The sequence below is a fragment of the Mycobacterium sp. IDUB_9 genome (assembly GCF_055419505.1).
In genome coordinates, this window is sequence record NZ_JBVAXU010000004.1 from 512,812 (window position 1) to 536,120 (window position 23,309).

General features: G+C 67.5%; 16 protein-coding genes. 6 read left to right on the plus strand and 10 right to left on the minus strand.

The window, feature by feature from the left end; all coding sequences use genetic code 11:
• Nucleotides 1-51: 51 nt before the first annotated feature.
• Entirely contained in the window at nt 52-3,723 is a 3,672-nt protein-coding gene (locus tag ACZY08_RS20545; protein WP_463746585.1) for a multifunctional oxoglutarate decarboxylase/oxoglutarate dehydrogenase thiamine pyrophosphate-binding subunit/dihydrolipoyllysine-residue succinyltransferase subunit, read from the minus strand.
• A 193-nt stretch (nt 3,724-3,916) separates the two neighbouring features.
• Nucleotides 3,917-4,660 carry a hypothetical protein gene (locus ACZY08_RS20550; RefSeq protein WP_463746586.1) on the minus strand — a complete coding sequence of 248 codons (744 nt, stop codon included), beginning with the start codon at nt 4,658-4,660 and terminating at the stop codon, nt 3,917-3,919.
• A 149-nt stretch (nt 4,661-4,809) separates the two neighbouring features.
• Between ACZY08_RS20550 and ACZY08_RS20555 the strand changes: the two genes are divergently transcribed.
• Nucleotides 4,810-6,108, plus strand: a complete 1,299-nt coding sequence (locus ACZY08_RS20555) for a multidrug effflux MFS transporter (protein ID WP_463746446.1) — start codon at nt 4,810-4,812, stop codon at nt 6,106-6,108.
• A 79-nt stretch (nt 6,109-6,187) separates the two neighbouring features.
• Nucleotides 6,188-7,873, plus strand: coding sequence for a DHA2 family efflux MFS transporter permease subunit (locus ACZY08_RS20560; RefSeq protein ID WP_463746447.1), 1,686 nt, complete (start codon nt 6,188-6,190; stop codon nt 7,871-7,873).
• Here the strand turns inward: ACZY08_RS20560 and ACZY08_RS20565 are convergent.
• The 3 genes from ACZY08_RS20565 to ACZY08_RS20575 are packed head-to-tail and all read right to left on the minus strand — an operon-like array spanning nt 7,851 to nt 13,245.
• Nucleotides 7,851-9,218, minus strand: coding sequence for an FAD-binding oxidoreductase (locus tag ACZY08_RS20565; RefSeq protein ID WP_463746448.1), 1,368 nt, complete (start codon nt 9,216-9,218; stop codon nt 7,851-7,853). The two genes, ACZY08_RS20560 and ACZY08_RS20565, sit on opposite strands and share 23 nt — an antisense overlap.
• A gap of 12 nt (nt 9,219-9,230) precedes the next feature.
• Nucleotides 9,231-12,659: a TM0106 family RecB-like putative nuclease gene (locus tag ACZY08_RS20570; protein WP_463746449.1), complete on the minus strand. Its 3,429-nt coding sequence runs from the start codon at nt 12,657-12,659 to the stop codon at nt 9,231-9,233.
• Nucleotides 12,660-12,705: 46 nt separating this feature from the next.
• The gene (locus ACZY08_RS20575) at nt 12,706-13,245 is read right to left on the minus strand and encodes an LppP/LprE family lipoprotein (RefSeq protein WP_463746587.1); all 540 of its coding nucleotides are present in this window, start codon (nt 13,243-13,245) and stop codon (nt 12,706-12,708) included.
• 111 nt (nt 13,246-13,356) lie between these two features.
• Here ACZY08_RS20575 and ACZY08_RS20580 point away from each other — a divergent pair, with 111 nt between their 5' ends.
• From ACZY08_RS20580 to ACZY08_RS20590, 3 genes are read left to right on the plus strand one after another with little or no spacing between them, the layout of a single operon-like run.
• Nucleotides 13,357-15,096, plus strand: a complete 1,740-nt coding sequence (locus ACZY08_RS20580; protein WP_463746450.1) for a DEAD/DEAH box helicase — start codon at nt 13,357-13,359, stop codon at nt 15,094-15,096.
• Nucleotides 15,093-16,286: an acyltransferase family protein gene (locus tag ACZY08_RS20585; protein WP_463746451.1), complete on the plus strand. Its 1,194-nt coding sequence runs from the start codon at nt 15,093-15,095 to the stop codon at nt 16,284-16,286. The genes ACZY08_RS20580 and ACZY08_RS20585 overlap by 4 nt, the downstream gene beginning before the upstream one ends.
• A 52-nt stretch (nt 16,287-16,338) precedes the next feature.
• Nucleotides 16,339-17,049 carry a siderophore-interacting protein gene (locus tag ACZY08_RS20590; RefSeq protein WP_463746452.1) on the plus strand — a complete coding sequence of 237 codons (711 nt, stop codon included), beginning with the start codon at nt 16,339-16,341 and terminating at the stop codon, nt 17,047-17,049.
• 9 nt (nt 17,050-17,058) lie between these two features.
• Here ACZY08_RS20590 and ACZY08_RS20595 read toward each other — a convergent pair whose 3' ends face one another.
• Genes ACZY08_RS20595 through ACZY08_RS20605 form a run of 3 tightly spaced genes read right to left on the minus strand, consistent with a single transcriptional unit; the run spans nt 17,059 to nt 19,766 of the window.
• Nucleotides 17,059-17,895, minus strand: coding sequence for a DUF5995 family protein (locus ACZY08_RS20595; protein ID WP_463746453.1), 837 nt, complete (start codon nt 17,893-17,895; stop codon nt 17,059-17,061).
• A gap of 45 nt (nt 17,896-17,940) precedes the next feature.
• Nucleotides 17,941-18,528: a TetR/AcrR family transcriptional regulator gene (locus ACZY08_RS20600; protein ID WP_463746454.1), complete on the minus strand. Its 588-nt coding sequence runs from the start codon at nt 18,526-18,528 to the stop codon at nt 17,941-17,943.
• Complete coding sequence (locus ACZY08_RS20605) at nt 18,528-19,766, minus strand: cytochrome P450 (protein ID WP_463746455.1); 1,239 nt, start codon at nt 19,764-19,766, stop codon at nt 18,528-18,530. The genes ACZY08_RS20600 and ACZY08_RS20605 overlap by 1 nt, the downstream gene beginning before the upstream one ends.
• Nucleotides 19,767-19,830: 64 nt before the next feature.
• Between ACZY08_RS20605 and ACZY08_RS20610 the strand changes: the two genes are divergently transcribed.
• Nucleotides 19,831-20,703, plus strand: a complete 873-nt coding sequence (locus ACZY08_RS20610) for a rhomboid family intramembrane serine protease (RefSeq protein WP_463746456.1) — start codon at nt 19,831-19,833, stop codon at nt 20,701-20,703.
• On the opposite strand, the gene ACZY08_RS20615 is transcribed toward ACZY08_RS20610, so the two are convergent.
• Together ACZY08_RS20615 and tap are read right to left on the minus strand one after the other, a co-directional pair.
• On the minus strand, nt 20,700-22,046 hold the full coding sequence (locus ACZY08_RS20615) for an FAD-binding oxidoreductase (protein ID WP_463746588.1): 1,347 nt from the start codon (nt 22,044-22,046) through the stop codon (nt 20,700-20,702). The two genes, ACZY08_RS20610 and ACZY08_RS20615, sit on opposite strands and share 4 nt — an antisense overlap.
• Before the next feature lie 17 nt (nt 22,047-22,063).
• The gene (tap, locus tag ACZY08_RS20620; RefSeq protein ID WP_463746457.1) at nt 22,064-23,293 is read right to left on the minus strand and encodes a multidrug efflux MFS transporter Tap; all 1,230 of its coding nucleotides are present in this window, start codon (nt 23,291-23,293) and stop codon (nt 22,064-22,066) included.
• Between the last annotated feature and the right edge of the window lie 16 nt (nt 23,294-23,309).

The window sequence follows — 23,309 nt, forward strand, 5'->3', positions numbered from 1 at the left end:
CGAAATGGTCGCTACCAGCGTGCGGCAGCGACCATTTCGTTGATCTGGCGTCTAACCGAACGCCTCGTCGATGATCTCCTGCTGTTCGACGGCATGCACCTTCGACGACCCCGAGGACGGAGCCGACATCGCACGGCGCGAGATCCGCTTGATCGGGGTGAAGTAATCCGGCAGTACCTCGGGCAGCGTCAGGCCGAGTGACGGCCAGGCGCCTTGGTTGGCCGGCTCCTCCTGCACCCAGAACTTCTCAGTGGCGTTCGGGTAGCGGTCCAGCGTCTCGGCCAGCCGGCGCCGCGGAAGCGGGGCGAGCTGCTCGAGCCGCACGATCGCCACATCTTCGCGGTTGTCCTTGGCCTTGCGGGCGGCAAGATCGTAGTAGATCTTGCCGCTGCAGAGCACGATGCGACGGACCTTCTCGCGGTCGCCTTCACCGTCGGTGTAGGCGGGCTCCTCCAGTACCGAACGGAACTTGTTCTCGGTGAAGTCGCGGATATCGCTGACCGCGGCCTTGTTGCGCAGCATCGACTTCGGGGTGAAGACGATCAGCGGACGCTGGATGCCGTCCATGCCGTGCCGGCGCAACAGGTGGAAGTAGTTGGCCGGGGTCGACGGCACCGCAATGGTCATCGACCCTTCGGCCCACAACTGCAGGAAGCGCTCGATGCGGCCCGAGGTGTGGTCGGGACCCTGTCCTTCGTGACCGTGCGGCAGCAGCAGCACGACGTCGGAAAGCTGGCCCCACTTGGCCTCGCCGGAGGAGATGAACTCGTCGATGATCGACTGTGCGCCGTTGACGAAGTCGCCGAACTGCGCCTCCCACAACACCATTGCGTCGGGATTGCCCACCGAGTAGCCGTACTCGAAGCCCACTGCGGCGTATTCGGACAGCGCCGAGTTGTAGACCAGGAACTTGCCGCCGGTAGGGGTGCCGTCGGTGTTGGTGGCCAGTAGCTGCAGCGGGGTGAACTCTTCGCCGGTCTTGCGGTCGACGATCACGGAATGCCGTTGGGTGAAGGTGCCGCGCTGGGTGTCCTGGCCGGACAGTCGGACCAGTTTGCCCTCCGAGATCAGCGAACCGAGCGCGAGCAACTCGGCGAATGCCCAGTCGACCTTGCCCTCGTAGGCCATCTCGCGGCGCTTCTCCAGCACCGGCTTGACGCGCGGATGCACGGTGAATCCGTCCGGCAGGGCCAGATGCGCGTCGCCGATGCGGGCGAGCAGCGACTTGTCCACCGCGGTCGCGAGGCGCTGCGGGATCTGCTGGTCGGCCTCGACCGATTCGCTGGGCTCGGCGGCGTGCTTCTCCAACTCGCGGACCTCGTTGAACACCCGCTCCAGCTGACCCTGGTAGTCGCGCAGGGCGTCCTCGGCCTCTTTCATCGAGATGTCGCCGCGGCCGATCAGAGATTCGGTGTAGGCCTTGCGGGAGCCGCGCTTGGTGTCGATGACGTCGTACATGTACGGCTGGGTCATCGACGGATCGTCGCCCTCGTTGTGTCCGCGGCGGCGGTAGCACAGCATGTCGATGATGACGTCCTTCTTGAACGCCTGTCGGAAGTCCACTGCCAACCGTGCCACCCAGGCACAGGCCTCCGGGTCGTCGCCGTTGACGTGGAAGATCGGTGCGCCGATCATCTTGGCGACGTCGGTGCAGTACTCGCTGGAGCGTGAATCCGTTGGCGCCGTGGTGAACCCGATCTGGTTGTTGACCACGATGTGGATCGTGCCGCCGGTCCGGTAACCGTTGAGCAGCGCCAGGTTCAGGGTTTCGGCGACGACGCCCTGTCCGGCGAACGCAGCATCGCCGTGCAGCATCAGCGGGACTACCGGGTACTCGCCGGAGCCGTCGGCATCGCGGCCGGGGTCCAGCAGATCCTGCTTGGCCCGGACGAGGCCTTCGAGCACCGGGTCGACGGCTTCCAGGTGCGAGGGGTTGGCGGTCAGTGACACCTGGATGTCGTTCTCGCCGAACATCTGGATGTAGTTGCCGGATGCGCCGAGGTGGTACTTCACGTCGCCGGAGCCGTGGGCTTGGCTCGGGTTGAGGTTGCCCTCGAACTCGGTGAAGATCTGGCTGTACGGCTTGCCGACGATGTTGGCCAGCACGTTGAGCCGGCCGCGGTGCGGCATGCCGATGACGACCTCGTCGAGCGCGTGCTCGGCGCACTGGTCGATCACGGCGTCCATCATCGGGATGACGGTCTCCGCGCCTTCCAGCGAGAAGCGCTTCTGCCCGACGTATTTGGTCTGCAGGAACGTCTCGAACGCCTCGGCGGCGTTGAGCTTGCTCAGGATGTACTTCTGCTCCGCGACGGTCGGTTTGTCGTGCTTGACCTCGACGCGTTCCTGGATCCAGCGCTGCTGCTCGGGTTCGAGGATGTGGGTGTACTCGACACCGACGTGGCGGCAGTAGGCATCGCGCAGCACCGACAGCACGTCGCGCAACTTCTTGTACTGCTTGCCGGCGAACCCGTCGACCTTGAACTCGCGGTCCAGGTCCCACAGGGTCAGCCCGTGGGTGTTGACGTCGAGGTCGGGGTGGCTGCGGAAGCGGGTGTTGTCCAGCCGCAGCGGGTCGATGTCGGCCATCAGGTGGCCACGGTTGCGGTAGGCCGCGATCAGCTCGATGACGCGGGCGTTCTTGTGCTCGATGGAGTCCGGGTTGTCGACGCGCCAGCGCACCGGCTCATACGGGATGCCGAGTTCGCGGAAGATCTCGTCGAAGAACTCGTCGTCCAGCAGCAACTGGTGGATGGTGCGCAGGAAGTCACCCGACTCCGCGCCCTGGATGATGCGGTGGTCATAGGTCGAGGTCAGGGTGATCAGCTTGCCGATGCCCAGGTCGGCGATGCGTTCCTCACTGGCGCCCTGGAACTCGGCCGGGTACTCCATGGCGCCGGCGCCGATGATCGCGCCTTGGCCCTGCATGAGCCGCGGCACCGAGTGCACGGTGCCGATCGTGCCCGGGTTGGTCAGCGAGATGGTCACGCCGGAGAAGTCCTCGGCGGTCAGCTTGCCGTCGCGGGCGCGGCGCACGATGTCCTCGTAGGCCGCGATGAACTGGCCGAAATGCATTGTTTCGCAACGTTTGATCGCAGCCACGACCAGTGAGCGGTTGCCGTCTTTTCCGGGTAGGTCGATGGCCAGACCCAGGTTGGTGTGGCCCGGTGTGACTGCGGCGGGCTTGCCGTTGACCTCGGCGAAGTACCGGTTCATGTTCGGGAACTTCTTGACCGCCTGCACGATCGCGTAGCCGAGCAGGTGGGTGAAGCTCACCTTGCCGCCGCGGGTGCGCTTGAGGTGGTTGTTGATGACGACGCGGTTGTCGATCATCAGCTTGGCCGGGATGGCCCGCACGCTCGTCGCGGTGGGCACGTCCAGCGAGGCGTTCATGTTCTTGACGACGGCCGCCGCGGCGCCGCGCAGTACCTGCGACTCGTCGCCTTCGGCAGGTGTGGGGCCCGATTTCGCCGGCTTGGCCGGTGCGGCCGGTGCGGCCGGTGCAGCCTTGGCGGGCGCAGCCGCCGGTGCGGGCGCCGCAGGCGGTGTGGGCGCCGCAGGCGGGGCGGGAGTTGCTGGCGGTGCGGCGGCAGGCGCTGCCGGTGCGGTCGCCTGACCGTTGGCGACGGTGTTGTCGGTGGTGGGCTCAGGGGAGTAGTCGACCAGAAATTCGTGCCAACTCGGATCCACCGAAGAGGGATCCTCGCGGAACTTGCGATACATCTCCTCGACCAACCACTCGTTCTGCCCGAATGGTGAAGGTGAACTGCTCACGGCAGACACTCGCCTCGATTCTTGTGTCCGGCTCGCCGTCACAAGGAGGCTTGCCGCTTGTGTTCTTCTGTAGGCGGTCGACCCCGCTGGACCGCCGCATAAAGGCTATCGCCTTTCAGCGCCACCTGAGGTCACCATGGGCCTAGGGGTTAGCGGACGGCAGCACATGCAACGTTGCGGGCCACCGCGGCGGGGGCGCGCCGAACGCCTGGCGGGCGTTGGCAACGATCTTCTTACCCATCAGCCGGTTGCCGACCCCGCCGATGACAGCGCCGATGCCCACCGGCAGCATCTTGCCGAAAGCCATCGCACCGCGCTTGAGCGTATACCGCTTGACGAAGTACTTGACCAGCCGGGAGTTGAGCTGCGAGACCGCGGGCAACGGCAGCGTTGCTGCGCCGTCGGACAGCCACGCACCGCTGGTCCGCCCGCTGCCCAGCAAGTCGGCGATGGCGTGCTTGCTGTCCTCGCCGACGAGGACCGAAAGCACCAGCGCACGGCGCCGTTCGCGGTGCTCGGCGGGGATGCCGTGCACCTCGGCGACCGCGAGCACGAACACCGATGTGGCCTCCAGGAACACCACCGTCTCGCCGGCCACGGCCGACAGTGCGGCCAGGGTTCCGATGCCCGGGAACGCGGCGGCCGAACCGACGGCGGCGCCGCTGGCCATCACCGCAGCCAGATAGTGCTTCTCCAGTCGGGTGACGATCTCGGCCGGGGTGGCATCGGGTTGGTGGCTGCGCAACCGGTCCACGTAGGCCTTGACGGCGGGGGCCTGAACGCGCGAGCTGCGTTCGATCAGTTGGGACAGCACCTTGGCCGCCGCACTCGGGTCTTCGGTCTCCTCGACCTTCGCCGGTAGTTGCGACTTCGACCGCGCAAACACTTCGGGGCCTCCCAGTTGTGAACCCATCGTTGGTTGCCAGGCTAACCCGTGGCCTGACGCAGGGAGAACGAACGACGACAGGCTGCCGGTGCCCGAGGGTGACGGCTGTCACGGGAACAAAAAACCGAGATGCGGGGCTGTTCAGCTTCATGGCATCATCGCCCGACGTGGACCAGACGACATCGGTAGCTGCGCACAGTCGGATGCCGGGCCGGATCCGGATGATTCTCGTCCTTGGCGCCCTGGTGGCGCTGGGCCCGCTCACCATCGACATGTACCTGCCGGCGTTGCCGCGGATCGCCGAGGAGCTCTCGGTCTCCTCCTCGGTGTCGCAGTTGACACTCACCGGAACTCTGGCCGGTCTGGCCCTGGGGCAGCTGATCGTCGGCCCGTTGTCGGATTCGCTGGGACGCCGGCGCCCGTTGATGGCGGGCATCGTGCTGCACATGGTGGCCTCGGTGCTGTGTGTGCTGGCGCCCGACATCGTGACGCTCGGGGTGGCTCGCGGTCTGCAGGGCATGGGTGCGGCGGCGGCCTCGGTGGTGGCCATCGCCGTGGTCGGTGATCTGTTCAGCGGCACGGTGGCGGCCACGGTGATGTCGCGGTTGATGCTGGTGCTCGGGGTCGCCCCGGTGTTGGCCCCGTCGCTGGGGGCGGCCGTGTTGTTGCACGGGTCCTGGCACTGGGTCTTCGTCGCACTGGTGGTGGTGGCCGGAGGTCTGTTGGCGATGGCGGCGCTCGCCCTACCCGAGACGTTGCCGGTTTCGCACCGCCGCCCACTGGCGGTGCGTGGAATCGTCGGCACCTACGCCGAGCTTCTGCGTGACGCGCGATTCGTCATTCTCGTTCTGGTCGCCGCTCTGGGCATGTCCGGACTGTTTGCCTACATCTCGGCGGCGCCGTTCGTCCTGCAGGGCGACTACGGCCTGGACCAGCAGGCATTCGCGCTGGTGTTCGCGGCGGGCGCGGTCGCGCTGATCGGCTCCACCCAGTTCAACGTCGTACTGCTACGCCGGTTCTCGCCACAGGCCATCACGGTGGCGGCACTGGGCTGGTCGACCCTTGCCGGGGTGGTGTTCGTCGTGCTGACCGTCGCGCACGTGGGCGGGCTGGCCGCGTTCGTCGTTCCCGTGCTGGCGATCCTGGCCGGGATGGGTCTGGTGCTCCCCAATGCCCCGGCGGTGGCGCTGTCGCGGCATCCCGACGCTGCCGGGACGGCCGCCGCGCTGCTGGGCGCGGCGCAGTTCGGCCTCGGTGCCGCGGTGGCACCCGCGATCGGGGCGCTGGGCAATGGTGCGTTGGCGCTGTCGTGGGTGATGACGGCGGGAATGGCGATCGCCTTGGTGGCGCTGCTGGTGGTCGGTCTGCGTAACGGCGACGACGACCTCGGCGAATACTCAGGCGACTCACTCGACGTAGCTCCAGGGGCGGTTGTCGAACCGGCCTGACCCGCTCCCGGGTAGCGTCGGCTGCGCCCACCAACAACCCAACAAAGGTCGGACCCAGGCCCAACCCACCACATTCGACATGTCTCCAGCGCTGAACGCCCGCACCCCGAGCCCGCAGGGCAGTGTGCCCGCGCGTCCGGAGAATCCGTGGAACGCGCTGTGGGCCATGATGGTCGGCTTCTTCATGATCCTGGTCGACGCGACGATCGTCGCGGTCGCCAACCCGACGATCATGGAGCAGCTCGGCGCCGACTACGACGGCGTCATCTGGGTCACCAGCGCGTACCTGCTCGCCTATGCAGTGCCGCTGCTCGTCGCGGGACGGCTGGGCGATGTGTACGGGCCCAAGAACCTCTATCTGGCCGGCCTGGCGGTGTTCACGGCCGCCTCGCCGTGGTGCGGTCTGGCCGGCAGCCTCGGGATGCTGATCGCGGCCCGCGTGGTGCAGGGCATCGGGGCGGCCCTGCTGACCCCGCAGACTCTGTCGACGATCACCCGCATCTTCCCGCCGGAGCGGCGCGGCGTGGCGATGAGCGTGTGGGGTGCGACCGCCGGGGTGGCCACCCTGGTCGGACCGCTGGCCGGCGGCGTCCTGGTCGGTGGGCTGGGCTGGCAGTGGATCTTCTTCGTCAACGTGCCGATCGGGATCCTCGGCCTCGCCCTCGCGGTCTGGCTGGTGCCGGTGCTGCCCACCCAACTCCACCGGTTCGACGTCCTCGGCGTGGTGCTGTCCGGCGTCGGCATGTTCCTGATCGTGTTCGCGCTGCAGGAGGGCCAGTCGCGGGACTGGGCACCGTGGGTGTGGGCCACCGGAGCGGTCGGTATCGCGGTGATGGTGGCGTTCGTGTGCTGGCAGGCGGTCAACACGAGCGAGCCGTTGATCCCGTTACGGATCTTCCAGGATCGCGACTTCAGCCTGGCGAATGTCGGCGTCGCGACGGTCGGGTTCGCGGTGACGGCGATGATCCTGCCGTTGATGTTCTACGCGCAGACCGTGTGCGGGCTGTCGCCGATCCGTTCGGCGTTGTTGACCGCTCCGACCGCGATCGCCAGCGGCGTGTTGGCGCCGGTCGTGGGCCGCATCGTCGACCGGGCACATCCGACACCGGTGATCGGGTTCGGTTTCTCGGCGATCGCGATCGGGCTGACCTGGCTGGCGTTCGAGATGACGCCGACGACGCCGATCTGGCGGCTGCTGCTGCCGCAGTTGGTCATGGGCATCGGCATGGCGTTCATCTGGTCTCCGTTGGCGGCCACCGCGACGCGCAACCTGCCGCAGGACCTGGCCGGCGCCGGATCCGGTGTGTACAACGCGACGCGCCAGGTCGGGTCGGTGCTCGGCAGCGCCGGGATCGCGGCGTACATGACGCAGCGGATCGGCGCGGAACTGCCGGGTGCGGCAAGTGCTGCGCCTCGTGGTGAGGGTGCAGTGGCCGAGTTGCCGGAGTTCCTGCACGAGCCGTTCGCCGCGGCGATGTCGCAGTCCATGCTGCTGCCTGCGTTCGTTGCGCTGTTCGGTGTGGTGGCGGCGTTGTTCCTGCTCGGGTTCGGCGCCGAGCCCACGGTCGCGCCGAGCCCGGAGCCCTATCTCGACCCCCGCGACGACGATGACGACGACTATGTCGAGTTCACCGTGAGCCATGACCGCGTCGACGGTGACGGCGACGATGCGGTGACCGATTCGTTCCGGTTGCTGCCGCTGGCTGAGGACCCCGAGATGTGGGAGAACATCTACGCCGAGTTCATGGCCGAGCGGGACGAGTGAACAGCACAGCGCGATTGAGGTAGCCGCCCGGATCGAATGCGGCTTTGACGGTGCGCATGGCCGCGATGTCGGCGTCGGTGCGAGACATCGCCACGTAATCGCGCTTGCGTGAACCCACGCCGTGTTCGGAGCTGACGTTGCCCCCGTGCTCGGCGATCAGCGTCATCATCGCGGCGTACAGTCCCGGCTCGGCGTCGGTGGAGCAGCGCAGCACGTTCAGGTGCAGGTTGCCCTCACCGATGTGGCCGAACAGCACCGGAATGGCGTCGGGTGCATGGCCGGCGATCAATTCGGTGGCTGCATCGGCGAAGCCGCGGATCGCCGACAACGGTAGGGAGACGTCGAATTTCAGTGGCGGGCCGAACAATCCGAGCACCTCGGCCACTGATTCGCGCACCTGCCACAGGCGCTGCTGGGCAACCGTGTCGACGCCGACAGCGGGTTCGCCGCAGATGGCGGCGCCTTCCAGCGCGTCGGCCAGGCGTTCGGTCTGGTCGCTGTCTGCGGCCAATTCGATCAGCAACTGCCAGGCGCCCTCGACCGGGGCGGCCACGCCCAGGCGCTCGGCGGTCAGCGCACTGGCCCGGGCGTCGATCAGTTCCAGGGCGGCGATGCCGTCGAGGTCGCGGAAGATGCGCCCGGCGTCGACCAGTGTGTCCAGGTCGGCGAATCCGCAGATCGCGGTGACGCGGTGGGTGGGGGTGGGGTGCAGTCGCAGGTCCAGGGCGGTGATCACCCCGAGGGTGCCTTCGGCGCCGACGAACAGTGCGGCCAGGTCGTAGCCGGTGTTGTCGCGGCGCACGTGGCTGTGCCGGTGGATCACCGACCCGTCGGGCAGCGCGATGTCCAGCCCCATCACCTGCTCGCCCATGTTGCCGTAACGGACGGTGCGCAGGCCGCCGGCATTGGTGGAGGCCATGCCCCCCACCGTCGCCGATTCGCGTGCGGCCAGGTCGACGCCGAACACGAGTCCGGCCGCCGCGGCGGCTCGCTGCACTGCGGCCAGCGGTGTCCCGGCGCCGACGCTGACCCGCCGCTCGACGGTGTCGACTGCGTCGATCTCGGTGAGCCGCTCGGTCGACAGGAGGACGTCGTCGTTCTCCGGCACCGTCCCGGCCACCAGCGAGGTGCGGCCGCCCTGCACCGTGACACACGCTCCCGCGTCGCGGCAGGCGCGCAGCACCGCGGCCACTTCGTCGGCCGTGCCGGGTCGGACCAGAGCCGCAGCCTGTCCGCGGTAACGCCCCGTGTGGTCGACACAGCGGCCGTCCAGCACGTCGGGATCGGTGGTGACATAGCCGGAACCGACGATTCCGGCAAGCGTTTCGGTAAGCGTTTCAGTCACGGGTCGGGTGTATCACAGGCTCAGACCGTCGTAATCGGTCAGGGCGAGGAACGCGCCGAGTGCGATCAGGCTGTCCGGCTGTCCGGGCAGATAGTCGGTGAGCTGCGGTGAGCGCACGATATAGGCGACGTACTTGGCCCGGCTGATCGCCACGTTGAGGCGGTTGCGGTTCAACAGGAATCCGATTCCGCGGGGCACGTCGGCGGCCGAGGACGCCGTCATCGACACGAACACCACGGGCGCCTGCCTGCCCTGGAACTTGTCCACGGTGCCTGCCTGCACGTCGGTCAGACCCGCTGCGTCGAGTGCCCGACGCACCGTCGTCACCTGCGCGTTGTAGGGGGTGACCACCAGGATGTGGTCCTGCCCCAGCGGTGTGCTGCCGTACTCGTCGGTCCAGGTGGTGCCCAGCAGGCCGGTGATGGCCGTGACGATCGCCCCGGCCTCTTCCGGACTGTCGGTCGAGTTGCCCAGATGCGGCACTTCGAGCACGCGCACGCCGGGTGCGACATCGTCGAGTTTGCGTGCCGCGCTGACCTTTTCGTGCGAGCGCAGCCGGCCGTCATAGGACAGTCGCGACACCGGCCCGCATACCGCCGGATGCATCCGGAACGAATGATCCAGGAAGTAACCGCGTTCGGCCGGCAGTGTGTGTGCTCCCTCGACCAGCCAGCCCAGCGCGGAATCGTCGACCGGTGCCGGATGGGTGCCCTGACAGACCTGGGGGAGCTGTTGCGGGTCGCCCAGTAGCAGCAGATTGCGCGCGGCCGGCGCCACAGCGATGGTGTTGGCGAGATTGAACTGGCCGGCTTCCTCGAGCACCAGTAGATCGAGGCACTGCCGCGGCACTCGCGTCTCATTTGCGAAATCCCATGCGGTACCACCGATCACGCAGCCGGGATGGTCGGCGATGAACGCGGGATAGTGGTTTTCGCCTATCGCGGTCCACCGCGGGTCGGCGACCTTGCGCTTCTTGGCGACCTGGACCGCGTCCACTCCGGCGTCGAGCACCTGCTCCAGCAGATGCTCGATCACCGCATGGGACTGCGCGACGATGCCGATGCGCCAACGGTTTTCGTTGACCAGCCGGGCGATGATCTGCGCCGAGGTATGGGTCTTGCCGGTGCCGGGCGGTCCGTGCACCGCGATGTAGGAGCAATCCAGATCCAGCAGGGCCGCCGTAATATCGGCTGCGGTCTCACCGGTGCGGGGCAGCGTCCGGCCGCTGACGGTGCGTGGCGGGCGACGCAGCAGGATGTCGGTCACCGCGTCGGCGGGCAGGTTCGGCAGACCCGCGGCGACGGTGGTGGCGGTGCTGTCGATGGATGCCTGCAGGGGGCGGGTGTTGACTGGTGGCCCGGGGGTCAGTGCGAACGGCACCTGGGCGAAGGTGTCGCCGTCCTTGGGTTGGCGTTCGGTGATCAGCACCTCGGTGGGTGCCTCCGGGTTGTCGCAGCCGACGACGGTCGCGCTGCCGAAGCCGCGCCGGTCCGGGTCGTCGGACAGGCCGGCCGGTGCCGGCGGGGTGTACAGCGCGTACACCTCGGTGCTCAGTTCGCCGGCGTCGATGGCGCCGGTCAGCAGGACCTGCCGTTGCGGTTTGCGGGCACGCGGCGGGGTGTGCCAGTCGGTGACGACCTGCGCCTGTTCCGCAACGAAAACACCTGTGCTGTCGGCCCATTCGTCGACCGGATTGTTGAGCCGGTCGAAATGGCCCCACCAGAACGGCTTGTCCTCACGCTTGTGGAAACCGCGGGCCGCGGCGACGAGCGCCACCGCCTGCTGCTCAGCTGTTCGTGGTTGGACTCCGTCGCCGGCGAACTTGAGCAGCTTGCGATCGGTGGCGTCGGCCTTCTCGATCGGTGCGCCGTCGCGTACCGGTTGGGGGCCGCGCGGCGGGACGCCGGCTTCGAACGCCCGGGTGATCAGCCAGTCCCGCAGCCGGTGCGTGGAATGGCAGTCGTAGCGGTTGTACTCCTCGATCTCCTTGAGCACGGTGGCCGCCTCGTCGTGCTCACCGGCCTCGCGCAGCGTGCAGTAGCGCGCATACTCGGTGATCGAATCGGTGGCCTTGGTGACTTCACCGTCGCGCAGTTCGGTCCCCATGTACAACGGCTCCAGCGACTTGATGCTGTAGTTCTCGGTGCCGACCCGAATGCTCTTGCGTACCAACGGAAGAAGGTCGACGAGGATGCCGTTGCGCAGCAGGTCGTCCACATCGTTCTCGCCGACCCCGTAGCGGCCGGCGAGCCGCAGCAGGGTGCTGCGCTCATACGGCGCGTAGTGGTAGATGTGCATCTTGGGAAAACGCTTGCGGCGCTTGCGGACCAGATCCAGGAAATCGATGAGCACCTGACGTTCACTGGCCCGGTCATGGGCCCAGAACGGCTGAAAATTGCCCTCCGCCCCGAGGACACCCCACAGATATTCCAGACCCCACTCGTGCCCGTTGACGGTCCACAAAGGGTCGCCCTCGTAGTCGAAGAACAGGTCTCCCTTGTCCGGATCCGGCAGCAGCATCAGCGGTTGTTGATCGACGACTTCATACGGCGGCTTGGCTTCCACCCGCGGCGCCACCTGCAACCGGGCCTGACCGGTCAGTGTCGTCACCATGCGCTGGGCCAGCCCGGGTACCGCGCCGGTATGGCCGGCCAGCTGATGGGTGGTGGTGATGCCGGCATCGATGAGCCGGGCGCGCTGGTTCGCCCGCATTCCGGCGACCAGGAAGAGGTCATCGGTGGTGCGAATCTGCTGCTCGCATTCCGGGCAGCCGAAACACGCCCGCACACTTTCGTCGGACCAGGACACGGCGCTACCGGCGGCGAGATGCCCGTCGAGCAGTGCCTGCAGCGCGCCGCGCCGCGGCCGGTACACCGCCAGGAGCTCGTCGACGCGGTAGCTGGACACCGCGCCGTCGCCGAGGACCAGATCGACCTCGTCGGCTACCGGGACTCCGGCGCGGGCCAGCACGTCAGCGTAGGCGGCGAGCTGCAGCAGCGCCTCGACCTTCACCGACCGGGACAGTTTGGTATCCCGCAGCCGGTACCGGGCGCCGTCCCAGATCAGGAAGTCGGCGAATCCGGCGAAGCGGCCGTCGAACATCGCCGCCTGGTAGATCACCGGATCCCGACGTTGTGCCGCGTCGAGGGTGGCCGCGGCCGCCGATGTCAGCCCGGCCACCGTGTAGGCGGGCCGGCCGATTACCGTCACCCCAGACGGTGATGCGTCAGCTCGTAGCTGTTCGAGGTGGCGCTGCTCGTGCTCGTCGCCGAGTTCTGCTGTGCGGGCAAGCAATTCGTCATCAGATGACACCGCGGGGCCTCGACCCAGCCGCGCGTCGAACGAGCGCAGCAGGGCATATTCACAGCGGGCGGCCGCAGCCAGGTCCGACGCGCTGTAGATGACCGTCGGCCCCGACGCGCCTTCGTCGGTGACGAACACGGTGCCACTGTAGGTCAGCGCCCCGACACTTCTCGCCAAGAAGGCGCTAGCCCACGTTGCCCATCAACTCCACGCCGCCGCCGTTCCAGCGGAACTTCACCGTGCTGGCCAGCCCGTGGAGTCCGCCGGAGTACTGCAGGGCCACGGTGTCACCGGTGCTGCCCGTCTTGTCGATGCCGTTGAAGCCGTAGGTGTCGGGCACGCCCGTGGGGATGAACTTGCCGAGGTGGAACAACACGGCGCGGGTGTTGGGGTGTTCGGAGTTGGTGTTGGCCCGGACGATCACCGCCGACAGCTGCGCGCACTCGTTGTAGTTGCCCGCCAGCGGTTCGGGGCTCCAGGCCTGATTGCTGCGGGGGTCGCGGGGCAATTCGGAGACGGCCTTGGCGATCTCGGGGGCGGCCAGGTTCACCGCGCACGGGTCGGCCGCCGGTGGTGCCGTCGTGGGGGCGGCCTTCGCGGCAGGTTTCGATGCCTGGACCGGCGCTGGATTGACGCTGGCCTCGGGGGTTTTCGAGACCGTGGAATCGCCCGATCCGCACCCTGCGAGCGTGAGCACGGCCGTCAAGACGACCCCGGGAGCCATCGCGAACACTGCGACCCGTTTCACAGTTGGGCAACCTACCGCGACCCCGCGGCGGGTTTGTGCAGGCGCGCGGCCGGGATTCCCGTCGATTGGCACTAGACTTCTGAACCGATGAGCTCGCCAGAACCGGATTCGGGGGATACCGCCCCAACGTTTGCCGACCTGCAGATTGACCCTGCGGTGTTGAAGGCAGTCACTGATGTCGGCTACGAGTCGCCTTCGGCGATCCAGGCCGCGACCATTCCGGCGATGCTGGCCGGCTCCGACGTGGTCGGCCTGGCTCAGACCGGTACCGGCAAGACCGCGGCTTTCGCCATCCCGATCCTGTCCAAGATCGACACGTCGAGCAAGGCCACCCAGGCACTGGTACTGGCCCCGACTCGTGAGTTGGCATTGCAGGTAGCGGAGGCATTCGGCCGGTACGGCGCGCATCTGCCCGCGGTCAACGTGCTGCCCATCTACGGCGGCGCGTCCTACACCGTGCAGCTGTCCGGGTTGCGGCGCGGTGCGCAGGTGGTGGTGGGTACCCCGGGCCGCGTGATCGACCACCTCGAGCGCGGCACCCTGGATCTGTCGAACCTGGACTACCTGGTGCTCGACGAGGCCGACGAGATGCTCACCATGGGCTTCGCCGAAGAGGTCGAGCGGATCCTCGCCGACACTCCGGAGTACAAGCAGGTGGCGCTGTTCTCGGCCACCATGCCGCCGGCCATCCGGAAGATCACCACCAAATACCTGCACAATCCGGTCGAGGTCACGGTCAAGGCCAAGACCGCCACCGCCGAGAACATCACGCAGCGGTTCATCCAGGTGGCCGGTGCGCGCAAGCTGGACGCGCTGACGCGGGTGCTCGAGGTCGAAGAGGGCGACGCGATGATCGTGTTCGTCCGCACCAAGCAGGCCACCGAGGAGGTCGCCGAGCGGCTCAAGGCCCGCGGTTTCGCGGCTGCGGCCATCAACGGCGATATCAACCAGGCCCAGCGCGAGCGCACGATCGCCGCGCTCAAGGACGGCACGATCGACATCCTGGTCGCCACCGATGTCGCTGCCCGCGGCCTGGACGTCGAACGGATCTCGCATGTCGTCAACTACGACATCCCGCACGACACCGAGTCCTATGTGCACCGCATCGGCCGCACCGGCCGGGCCGGCCGTTCCGGACATGCACTGCTTTTCGTCACCCCGCGTGAGCGCCACCTGCTCAAGTCGATCGAGAAGCACACCCGGTCGAAGGTCATCGAGGCCGAGCTGCCCAGCGTCGACGATGTCAACGCGCAGCGGGTGGCCAAGTTCCGTGACTCGATCACCGACTCGCTCAACGCCGACGGGCTGGAGTTGTTTCGCCGGATCATCGAGGACTTCGAGCGCGAGAACGACGTGCCGATGGTCGATATCGCCGCGGCGCTCGCGTTGCAATCGCGCAACGGCGAACAGTTCCTGATGACCGAGCCGCCGCCGGAGAAGCGCAAAGAGCGGGATCGCGACCGGGATGATCGGCCCCCGCGCAAGGAGCGTCCGCGACCCGAAGGCCTGGCGACGTACCGGATCTCGGTGGGCAAGCGGCACAAGGTCGGGCCGGGCCACATCGTGGGCGCTATTGCCAACGAGGGCGGTCTGCACCGCAACGAGTTCGGTCACATCACCATCCGCGGCGACTACTCGCTGGTCGAGCTGCCCGAGAAGTTGCCCAGCAAGACGCTCAAAGCGCTGGAGAACACTCGCATCTCGGGCATGCTGATCAATCTGGAGCCGGAGCACGTCGAACGCGCCGACCGTGGGCCGCGGCGTGAGTACAAGGGCCGTCCTGATCACCGCGACCGCTCGGGGAAGCCGCACCGGAAGACCAAGTGACGGTCTCCGGAAGCGTGAAGGAGCCGTCGGATCAGGGTGGCCTCGAGTCGGTAGACGCGGTGGCCTCCGGGGGTCCGGGGTCCTCGCGGGTCGCGTCACTGACCGGGATCCGCGCGGTGGCCGCCATTCTGGTGGTGCTGACCCACGCGGCCTACACGACCGGCAAGTACGGGCAGGGCTATCTCGGGCTGGTGTATTCGCGGGCCGAGATAGGTGTGCCGATCTTCTTCGTGCTCAGCGGTTTTCTGTTGTTCCGGCCCTGGGTCGCCGCGGCGAGCCGCGAATCAGATCCAGCCGCGGCCACCGCCGCCACACCGCCGTCCGTCCGCCGTTACGCATGGCACCGGGTCCGGCGGATCATGCCGGCTTATGTGGTGACGGTGCTGATCGCCTACCTGCTGTACCACTTTCGCACCGCGGGCCCGAACCCTGGCCACACCTGGATGGGCCTGTTCCGCAATCTGACGCTGTCCCAGATCTACACGGACAACTATCTGTTCGCCTATCTGCATCAGGGGCTGACCCAGATGTGGAGCCTGGCGGTGGAGGCGGCGTTCTACGTTGCATTGCCGCTGGTGGCTTATCTGCTGCTGGTGGTGTTGTGCCGGCGGCGCTGGCGGCCGGGGCTGCTGTTCTTCGGCCTGGCGGTGCTGGCCGCGGTGTCGCCGATATGGCTGACGATCGTGCACGTTTCCACCGGCCTGCCTGACGGAGCGCGGCTGTGGCTGCCCACGTACATGGCCTGGTTCGTGGCGGGGATGGCACTGACGGTGCTGGGGCAGCTGAAAGTGCGCGGCTACGCCATGGTGTGTGTGCCGTTGGCGGTGGTGTGTTATTTCATCGCGTCGACGCCGCTCGCGGGGGAGCCGACGACGTCGCCCGCCAAGTTGAGCGAGGCGTTGGTCAAGACGTTTTTCTACGCGGTGATCGCGGCCTTGCTGGTGGCGCCGCCCGCGCTCGGCGACCGCGGTTGGTACAACCGGTTTCTGGGTTCGCGGCCGATGGTCTTTCTCGGTGAGATCTCGTACGAGATCTTCCTGATCCACCTGATGATCATGGAACTGGTCATGGTCGAGGTGATGCGGGATCCGGTCTACACCGGGTCGATGTTCAACCTGTTCGTGCTCACGATGGTGTTCACCATTCCGGCGGCCTGGTTGCTGCACCGGTTCACGCGCGTCCGCTCCTGATCTTGTAGTTAGGGTATGCTTACCTAACCAACGGGAACTTCGGGAGGTGCACATGGGCGAGCAGAAGGCGTCGCGCGGGTTGGAAGGAGCCCTGGTCAAGCTTTGGCGGGGCGGAGATTACGAGCTGACGGTGACCGGCGCTACCGAGTTCACGCCGAACTACCTGAGACTGCATTTCCGCGCCCAGCGGCTGCTCGCCGAACAGCACGTCCACCCGACGATGTGGGTGCGGGGCTGGTTTCCCAATGGCGGCAAGGCTCATCAGCGGGGCTACACGCTGGTCAATCCCGATCCGCAGGCCGGAACCGTCGACATCGATTTCGCCATGCACGACGGCATCGCCACTGGCTGGGCCGCGGCGGCCCAGCCCGGCGACGTCCTGGAGGTGACGGTCCTCGGCAGCGACTTCGCGTTGCCCGAGCCGGCGCCGGCGGGGTACGTCATCGTCGGCGACACCGCCTCGCTGCCTGCCATCAATTCTCTGCTGGACGCGATCGGCGACGCTCCGGCCCGCGTCTTCCTGGAAGCCGGGCACGACGACGACCGTGAACTCCCGGTCACCGGTGACGCCGAGATCACCTGGGTGGACCGCGCCCAGGATGGTCTGCTCGAAGCCGTCAGCGCATCGGCGTTCGACGCCTCCGACCACTTCGGCTGGGTCGCCTGCGACAACCGCACCACTCGGGCGGTGGCGCGGGTATTCCGGGAGGAGTACGGGATCCCGCGCAAATCCATCAAGGCGCAGGCCTACTGGGCGGCCTGACGGCCGGTTCTAGAGCGCAGTCTGGATCGGGGCGGGTGTCGCGGCGATCTCGTCGAGTACCGCGACGTTGTGGGCCACATCGCGGCTCTCTCGCGCGGCGATCTCCTTGATGGCCAGATCGAAGGCGCCGACCAGGCTGGGTGGGTCGAACACCGCCTGCGCCTGCCGGCTCACCTGTAGGTCTCGCGCCCAGATCGTGGTCGGCCGCGCGAATCCTGGTTCCAGCGCCAGTACGGTGGCGAACCGCCATGCGCTGTCACGCAGGGACCGGATCGCTTCGTTGAGGACGAAGATCTGATGCTGTTGGAGCACGGCATAGATATCGGCCAGCGCCGGTGACAGTTCGTTGATGTCGTTGACCACCCCGGCGATCTGGCTGGCCAGCACCGCGTTGATGGTGTCGAAATCCTTGTGGAGCGAGGGCAGTTTGTTGGCCCCGACCAGACCCTGCACCGCGATTCCGAGGTCCAGCACGATGTGGGCGGTGACCCCGGCGAGCATGTGCTGCACCAGGATTGGCGCGGGTTTGGCGGCCCACTCGAAAGTGGCCCGCCACGACCGGGTGGGTTTCGGATACCGGTCGGGGTGGAAGTAGCCGTTCAGCGCATCGAAGTACCGGGACGCGAACGCCGCGTCGAGCCGGTCCATCCGAGGCCCGTCCTCGAATGCCCCTTCCTCGACGGCGGTACCGACCGCGATGGTGATCCGCTTGTACAAGGCAGCGAAATAGCCCAATCGGCTTGAGTTTTCCACGGCCCAGTCCGTGATGGTGTCGATGGCGGTCACCGTCTCCGCGATGCTGGTGACGGCCGGGATCGGCGGCAGCGGCGTCGGATGGTTGGCCATAGTCGAAAGTATGGGGCAGGCCGGCGCGTGCCGCCCGGCAATCGGCTACTCGGCAGGTGCTTGTGCCGGGATGACCAGCGGAGCGACGAACTCAGCCAGCATGGTGCGCTCGTCTGCCTCGTCGCCGCCGGGGAACACCAGCAGCGACACCATGACCCGCACCAGCCACCGGGCCCGCCGGCCCACCTGGTCGTTGCCGCCGGCTCCACCGGCGAGCGAACGCACAAAGCCCTCCACCAGCGCGCGGATCACCTCGGAGTGTTCGGCCATCTCGCCACCGATGGGCCGCTGCGCGGTGGCGAACCAAGAGGACAGTGCTGGGCTGTCGCGTACCGCTTTCAGCGCGGTGACCACGCCCTCGATCAGGCGTTGCGCCGGATCGGTGACCGCGGCCACCTGTTCGCTGACCTCTTCGTACAACCACCGTGCCTCGCGGTGTACGTAAGCGGTGTAGAGCGCATCGCGATTCTCGAAATAGCGGTACAGCGTGGCACGGGAACAGCCTGCGGCCGCCGCGATCTCGTGCATGCCGACGGTCGCCGCGTCCTTGAGGGTGAACAGGGAGCCGGCGGCGTCGAGGATGTGGTCGGCGGCCACTTCGGACCGCCGCGCCGACAACCAGTCGCGGGACATCAGGTCCCTGCTCGGAACGGCACGCTCAACGGCCTCCGCACGTAGCTGCCGCCGGCCCATACCACCGAATCCAGATCGACCTCGAAATCCGGGTAGCGCGAGAGTAATTCGGTCAGTGCGACCCGGGACTGCATCCGGGCGGCGGCCGCGCCGAGGCAGAAGTGTGCGCCGTGGCTGAAGGTCAGGATATTGCGCGGTGCGCGTCGCACATCGAGTTCGGCTGCGTTGTCGCCAAATTCGCGCTCATCGCGGTTGCCCGAGCCGTACAGCAACAGCGCCTTGCGCCCGGCCGGGATGGTGGTGTCGCCGATGGTGACGTCGCGGGTGACGGTGCGGGCCAGGCCCTGCACCGGGGAGGTCAGCCGCAGGAACTCGTCGATCGCGCCCGGGATCAGCTCGGGTTCGTCGATCAGGAGCCGGCGCTGGTCCGGCCGCTGCTGTAGGAGTTGCACTGTGCCGCCGAGCATTCCGGTGGTGGTGTCGTTGCCGCCGGTGACCATGGTGAACGTGAAGGCCAGGATCGACAGCACGCCCGCGATGTCGCCGTCAGCCCCAACGCCGGCCGCCACCAGGTGCGAGATGGTGTCGTCGCCGGGCTCGCGTCGGCGCCGTTCGATGAGCTCGGAGAAGTAGCCCATCATCGAAGCCACCGCGGCGCCGGCGGTGCCCATCGCCGCGGTGATGCCGCCGGCCGAGCTGTTGGCCGCGACGATCGCGTCGGTCCAGCCGTCGAACTGATCCCGGTCGGACTCGGGTACGCCGAGGTAGTGCGCGACGACCATCGAGGGCAGCGGCTTGAACAACTCGGCGGCGATGTCCCCGCCGCCATTCGAGCGCAACCCCTCGAGGCGCTCTATGACGAACTCCCGCACCTTCGGCTCCACTGCTTCCACCTGGCGTGGGGTGAACCCGCGCGAGACCAGCTTGCGGAACTCGGTGTGCACCGGTGGGTCCTGCATGACGAACGGCGGGTTGTCGGCGAGCCCGATCATGTCCAGCTCGCCGTAGGTGATCGTCAGGCCCTGCGCCGAAGAGAAGGTGCCGTGGTCACGGGCGGCCGCCCAGATGTCGGCGTGCCGGGACAGCACGTAGTAGTCGTGTTCCGGAGACTCGTCGGGCACCACGTGGTGCACGGGATCGTGGTCGCGCAGCGCGGCATACATGGGCCAAGGGTTGGGCCAGGTGTCGGCGTCGGCGGGCTGGAACCGGGCGGGGCTATGAGACAAAGTCGCTGCCATGTCTTATTGGTACGACATCTACGGCATCAGTGTCAATAGCGGCCGCCGGATAGGCTCGGGCGTGATGAGTACCCCTGGCACGCCGCAGCTACCTGCTCAGACGCCGACGTGTTATCGGCATCCGGACCGACCCACGTATGTGCGGTGCGCGCGATGCCAGCGTCCCGTCTGCCCGGAGTGCATGCGCTCGGCGGCCGTGGGCCATCAGTGCGTGGACTGCGTCGGCGAGGGCGCCAAATCGGTGCGGACGCAGCGCACCCAGTTCGGCGGGGTGGCCCGTACCGGGGCGCCGATCCTGACCTACGCATTGATCGCGGTCAACGTCGTGATGTTCGTCCTGCAGATGGCCGCGGGAAATCTGGAGAAGGAGCTCACCCTGTGGCCGCCGGGCGTCGCCGCGCACGACCAGTACTACCGCCTGGTGACCTCGATGTTCCTGCATTACGGCGCCATGCATCTGCTGTTCAACATGTGGGCGCTCTACGTGGTGGGTCCGCCGCTGGAGCAATGGCTGGGCCGGCTGCGGTTCGGGGCGTTGTACGCGCTCAGCGGGCTCGGCGGCTCGGTGCTGGTCTACCTGCTGTCTCCGTTGAACAGCGCGACGGCGGGTGCCTCGGGCGCGATCTTCGGCCTCTTCGGGGCGATCTTCGTGGTGGCCCGCAAACTCAACCTCGACGTCCGCATGATCGCCGCGGTGGTCGTCATCAACCTGGTGTTCACGTTCGCCGGGCCCGCACTGGGCACCGGAGCGATCAGCTGGCAGGGCCACGTCGGCGGCCTGGTCACCGGCGCGGGAATCGCGGCGGCTTATGTGTATGCCCCGCCTGCGCGTCGAAATGCCGTCCAGGCCGGGGTCTCGGTGGCGGTGCTGCTGGCCTTCCTCGCGCTGATCTGGTGGCGTTCAACGGAACTGCTGTATCTGCTGGGCGTGACCTAGATCGCCGCGCCGGGATTGAGGATGTTCTGCGGGTCCAGCGCCCGCTTGATGCGGTGATTGAGTTCCATTGCGTCCGGTCCGATCTGGCCGGCCAGCCATGGCTGCTTGAGCCGGCCCACACCGTGCTCGCCGGTGATGGTGCCGCCCAGTCCCACAGCAAGATCCATGATCTCGCCGAAAGCCAGCTGGGCACGTGCGGCCATGTCGGCATCGGCCGGGTCGAACACGATCAGCGGGTGGGTGTTGCCGTCCCCGGCATGGGCGATCACCGAGATCAGCAGATCCCGATGTGCCGCGATCGCAGCGACCCCGCTGACCAGTTCGGCCAGCGCGGGTAGTGGCACACCGACGTCCTCCAACAGCAATGAGCCCTTGGCCTCCACGGCTGGGATGGCGAAACGACGGGCCGCGACGAAGGCCTCGCCCTCGTCGGGGTCGGAGGTGGAAAACACTTCGGTGGCACCGCATTCGGTGAACACGTCAGCCATGAACGCGGCGTCGTCGGCACCCGCGGCGCCGCGGTCATCGGACGCTGCCACCATCATCGCCGCGGCGTTGCGGTCCAGGCCCATCTTGAGCTTGTCCTCGACGGCGTTGATCGCCACCGAATCCATGAACTCCAGCATGGACGGCCGGATCTTGCCGGTGATGTTCACGACGGAATTCGAGGCGGCCTCCACCGAGTCGAACGTGGCCACCACGGTGCACGGTGAATGCTGTGGCGGCAGCAGTCGCAGCGTCGCCTCGGTGACCACACCCAGCGTGCCCTCGCTGCCGACGAACAGCTTGGTCAGGCTCAGGCCAGCAACGTCTTTCAACCTCGGCCCGCCCAGGCGCACCGCTGTGCCGTCGGCGAGCACCACCTGCAGGCCCAGGATGTAGTCGGTGGTGACGCCGTACTTGACACAGCACAGGCCGCCCGCGTTGGTGGCGACATTGCCGCCGATGCTGCAGATCTCATACGAGGACGGGTCGGGCGGGTACCAGAGTCCGTGTGCCGCGACGGCTTTCTTCACTTCGGCGTTGAGCAGACCTGGCTGCACCACGGCTGTGCGGGTGACCTGGTCGACGGTGATGTCCCGCATCTTCTCGGTGGACAGCACGATGCCGCCGTCGAGCGCTGTCGCACCGCCGGACAATCCGGTGCCCGCGCCACGCGGCACCACCGCCACCCGGTGGGCGCCGGCCCAGCGCAGCACGGTTTGAACTTCCTCGGTGCGGGTGGGCCGGACCACGGCCAGCGGGGTGCCTGCCGACGGATCGGCGGCCCGGTCCTGGCGGTAGGAGGCCAGGATGTCGGGGTCGGTGACGACGACCCCTTCGGGGAGTTCACCGATCAGCATCGGCAGTGCGGCGGCATTCACGGCTTCGATGCTAGGTCCAGCGCACGAAGCGCCGGCAGGAACAGCGCGACGAGCCCGAGCAGCAGCATCGGCAGCGATAGGGCCAGGAACGTCGCGTGCAGCCCGGCGGCGTCGGCCAGGGGCCCGGCCAGGATCAGTCCGAGCGGGCCCGCGGCATAGGCCAGCGAGCCCATCACCCCGACCACCCGGCCGCGCAGATGCTGCGGCGCGGTGGTCTGCATGACGTAGTTGTAGATCGGCGCGATCGGCCCGTAGACGAACCCGACGATCGCGCACAGCACCAGGATCAGCGGAAGCGGTGGCAGGAACGCGATCACCGTCATCGCCACGCCGAGCGTGATCACCGCCGTCAGCATGGTGGCCCGTCGGCTCATGTATTTCGACAGCACTGCATAGCCGAGCGCACCCATCAGCCCGCCGATGCTCAGCGCCATCAACACCCAGCCCAGTTGGGTCGGCTCGTCGCGGTCGGTGAAGTATTTGGGAAAGAGAACGGATTCCATCGGCATGTAGAGCCCGGTGGCCACCAGGTCGACGATCGCCAGTGTGCGCAATACCGGTGTGTGCCAGACGAATCGCAACCCCTCGACGATTCCCGCCCATGCACCCTCGGGCAGTGCCGTGCGGTCCGGGGTACCCGCGCCTTCCAGTCGCAGCACTGAGATGGCCAGGATCGAGCAGCAGAATGCCCCCGCAGTCACCCACATGGTGTTGATCCCGCCGAGGGTGGCGATCAACAGGCCGCCGATCCCGGGACCGACGATGTAGGCCAGGTTGAACACCGCCTCGTACACGCTGTTCGCGTGGTCCAGGGTCCAGCCGGCCCGGCCCGCGGCCTCGGGCAGCATGGTCTCTCGCGCGGTCATCCCGGCCGGATCGAAGAAGGCGCCGAGCGCCGCCAGGGCCGCGAGCACCGCGACATTGACCGCGTCGACCCCGAATATCAGGGCCAGCATCGGAACCGCGGCGACCGACAATGCCGACAGCAGATCGGAGATCATCGAGACGCGTCGGCGACCCAGATAGTCGACGGCGGCCCCGGCGATCAGGGTGGCGACCAACAGCGGCAGTGTGCCGGCCATCGCGACAACCGACGCGTCGAGCGCGGATCCATTGCGCTGCAACACCAGCCACGGGAACGCAACAATCGTGATGCCGTTGCCCGCCCCGGCCGTCAGCGCGGCGAACAGGATCAGCAGCAGTGGGCCGCGCTTGGTGTCGGTCATGGGCTATCGCGGCCGA

Bases quoted from the DNA above. Each gene is read 5' to 3' on its own strand.
- ACZY08_RS20560 (WP_463746447.1), top strand. From the start codon at position 6,188: ATGTCTCCAGCGCTGAACGCCCGCACCCCGAGCCCGCAGGGCAGTGTG.
- ACZY08_RS20555 (WP_463746446.1), top strand. From the start codon at position 4,810: ATGGCATCATCGCCCGACGTGGACCAGACGACATCGGTAGCTGCGCAC.
- ACZY08_RS20590 (WP_463746452.1), top strand. From the start codon at position 16,339: ATGGGCGAGCAGAAGGCGTCGCGCGGGTTGGAAGGAGCCCTGGTCAAG.
- tap (WP_463746457.1), bottom strand. From the start codon at position 23,293: ATGACCGACACCAAGCGCGGCCCACTGCTGCTGATCCTGTTCGCCGCG.
- ACZY08_RS20600 (WP_463746454.1), bottom strand. From the start codon at position 18,528: ATGTCCCGCGACTGGTTGTCGGCGCGGCGGTCCGAAGTGGCCGCCGAC.
- ACZY08_RS20605 (WP_463746455.1), bottom strand. From the start codon at position 19,766: ATGGCAGCGACTTTGTCTCATAGCCCCGCCCGGTTCCAGCCCGCCGAC.
- ACZY08_RS20595 (WP_463746453.1), bottom strand. From the start codon at position 17,895: ATGGCCAACCATCCGACGCCGCTGCCGCCGATCCCGGCCGTCACCAGC.
- ACZY08_RS20610 (WP_463746456.1), top strand. From the start codon at position 19,831: ATGAGTACCCCTGGCACGCCGCAGCTACCTGCTCAGACGCCGACGTGT.
- ACZY08_RS20575 (WP_463746587.1), bottom strand. From the start codon at position 13,245: ATGGCTCCCGGGGTCGTCTTGACGGCCGTGCTCACGCTCGCAGGGTGC.
- ACZY08_RS20545 (WP_463746585.1), bottom strand. From the start codon at position 3,723: ATGTATCGCAAGTTCCGCGAGGATCCCTCTTCGGTGGATCCGAGTTGG.
- ACZY08_RS20580 (WP_463746450.1), top strand. From the start codon at position 13,357: ATGAGCTCGCCAGAACCGGATTCGGGGGATACCGCCCCAACGTTTGCC.
- ACZY08_RS20615 (WP_463746588.1), bottom strand. From the start codon at position 22,046: ATGCTGATCGGTGAACTCCCCGAAGGGGTCGTCGTCACCGACCCCGAC.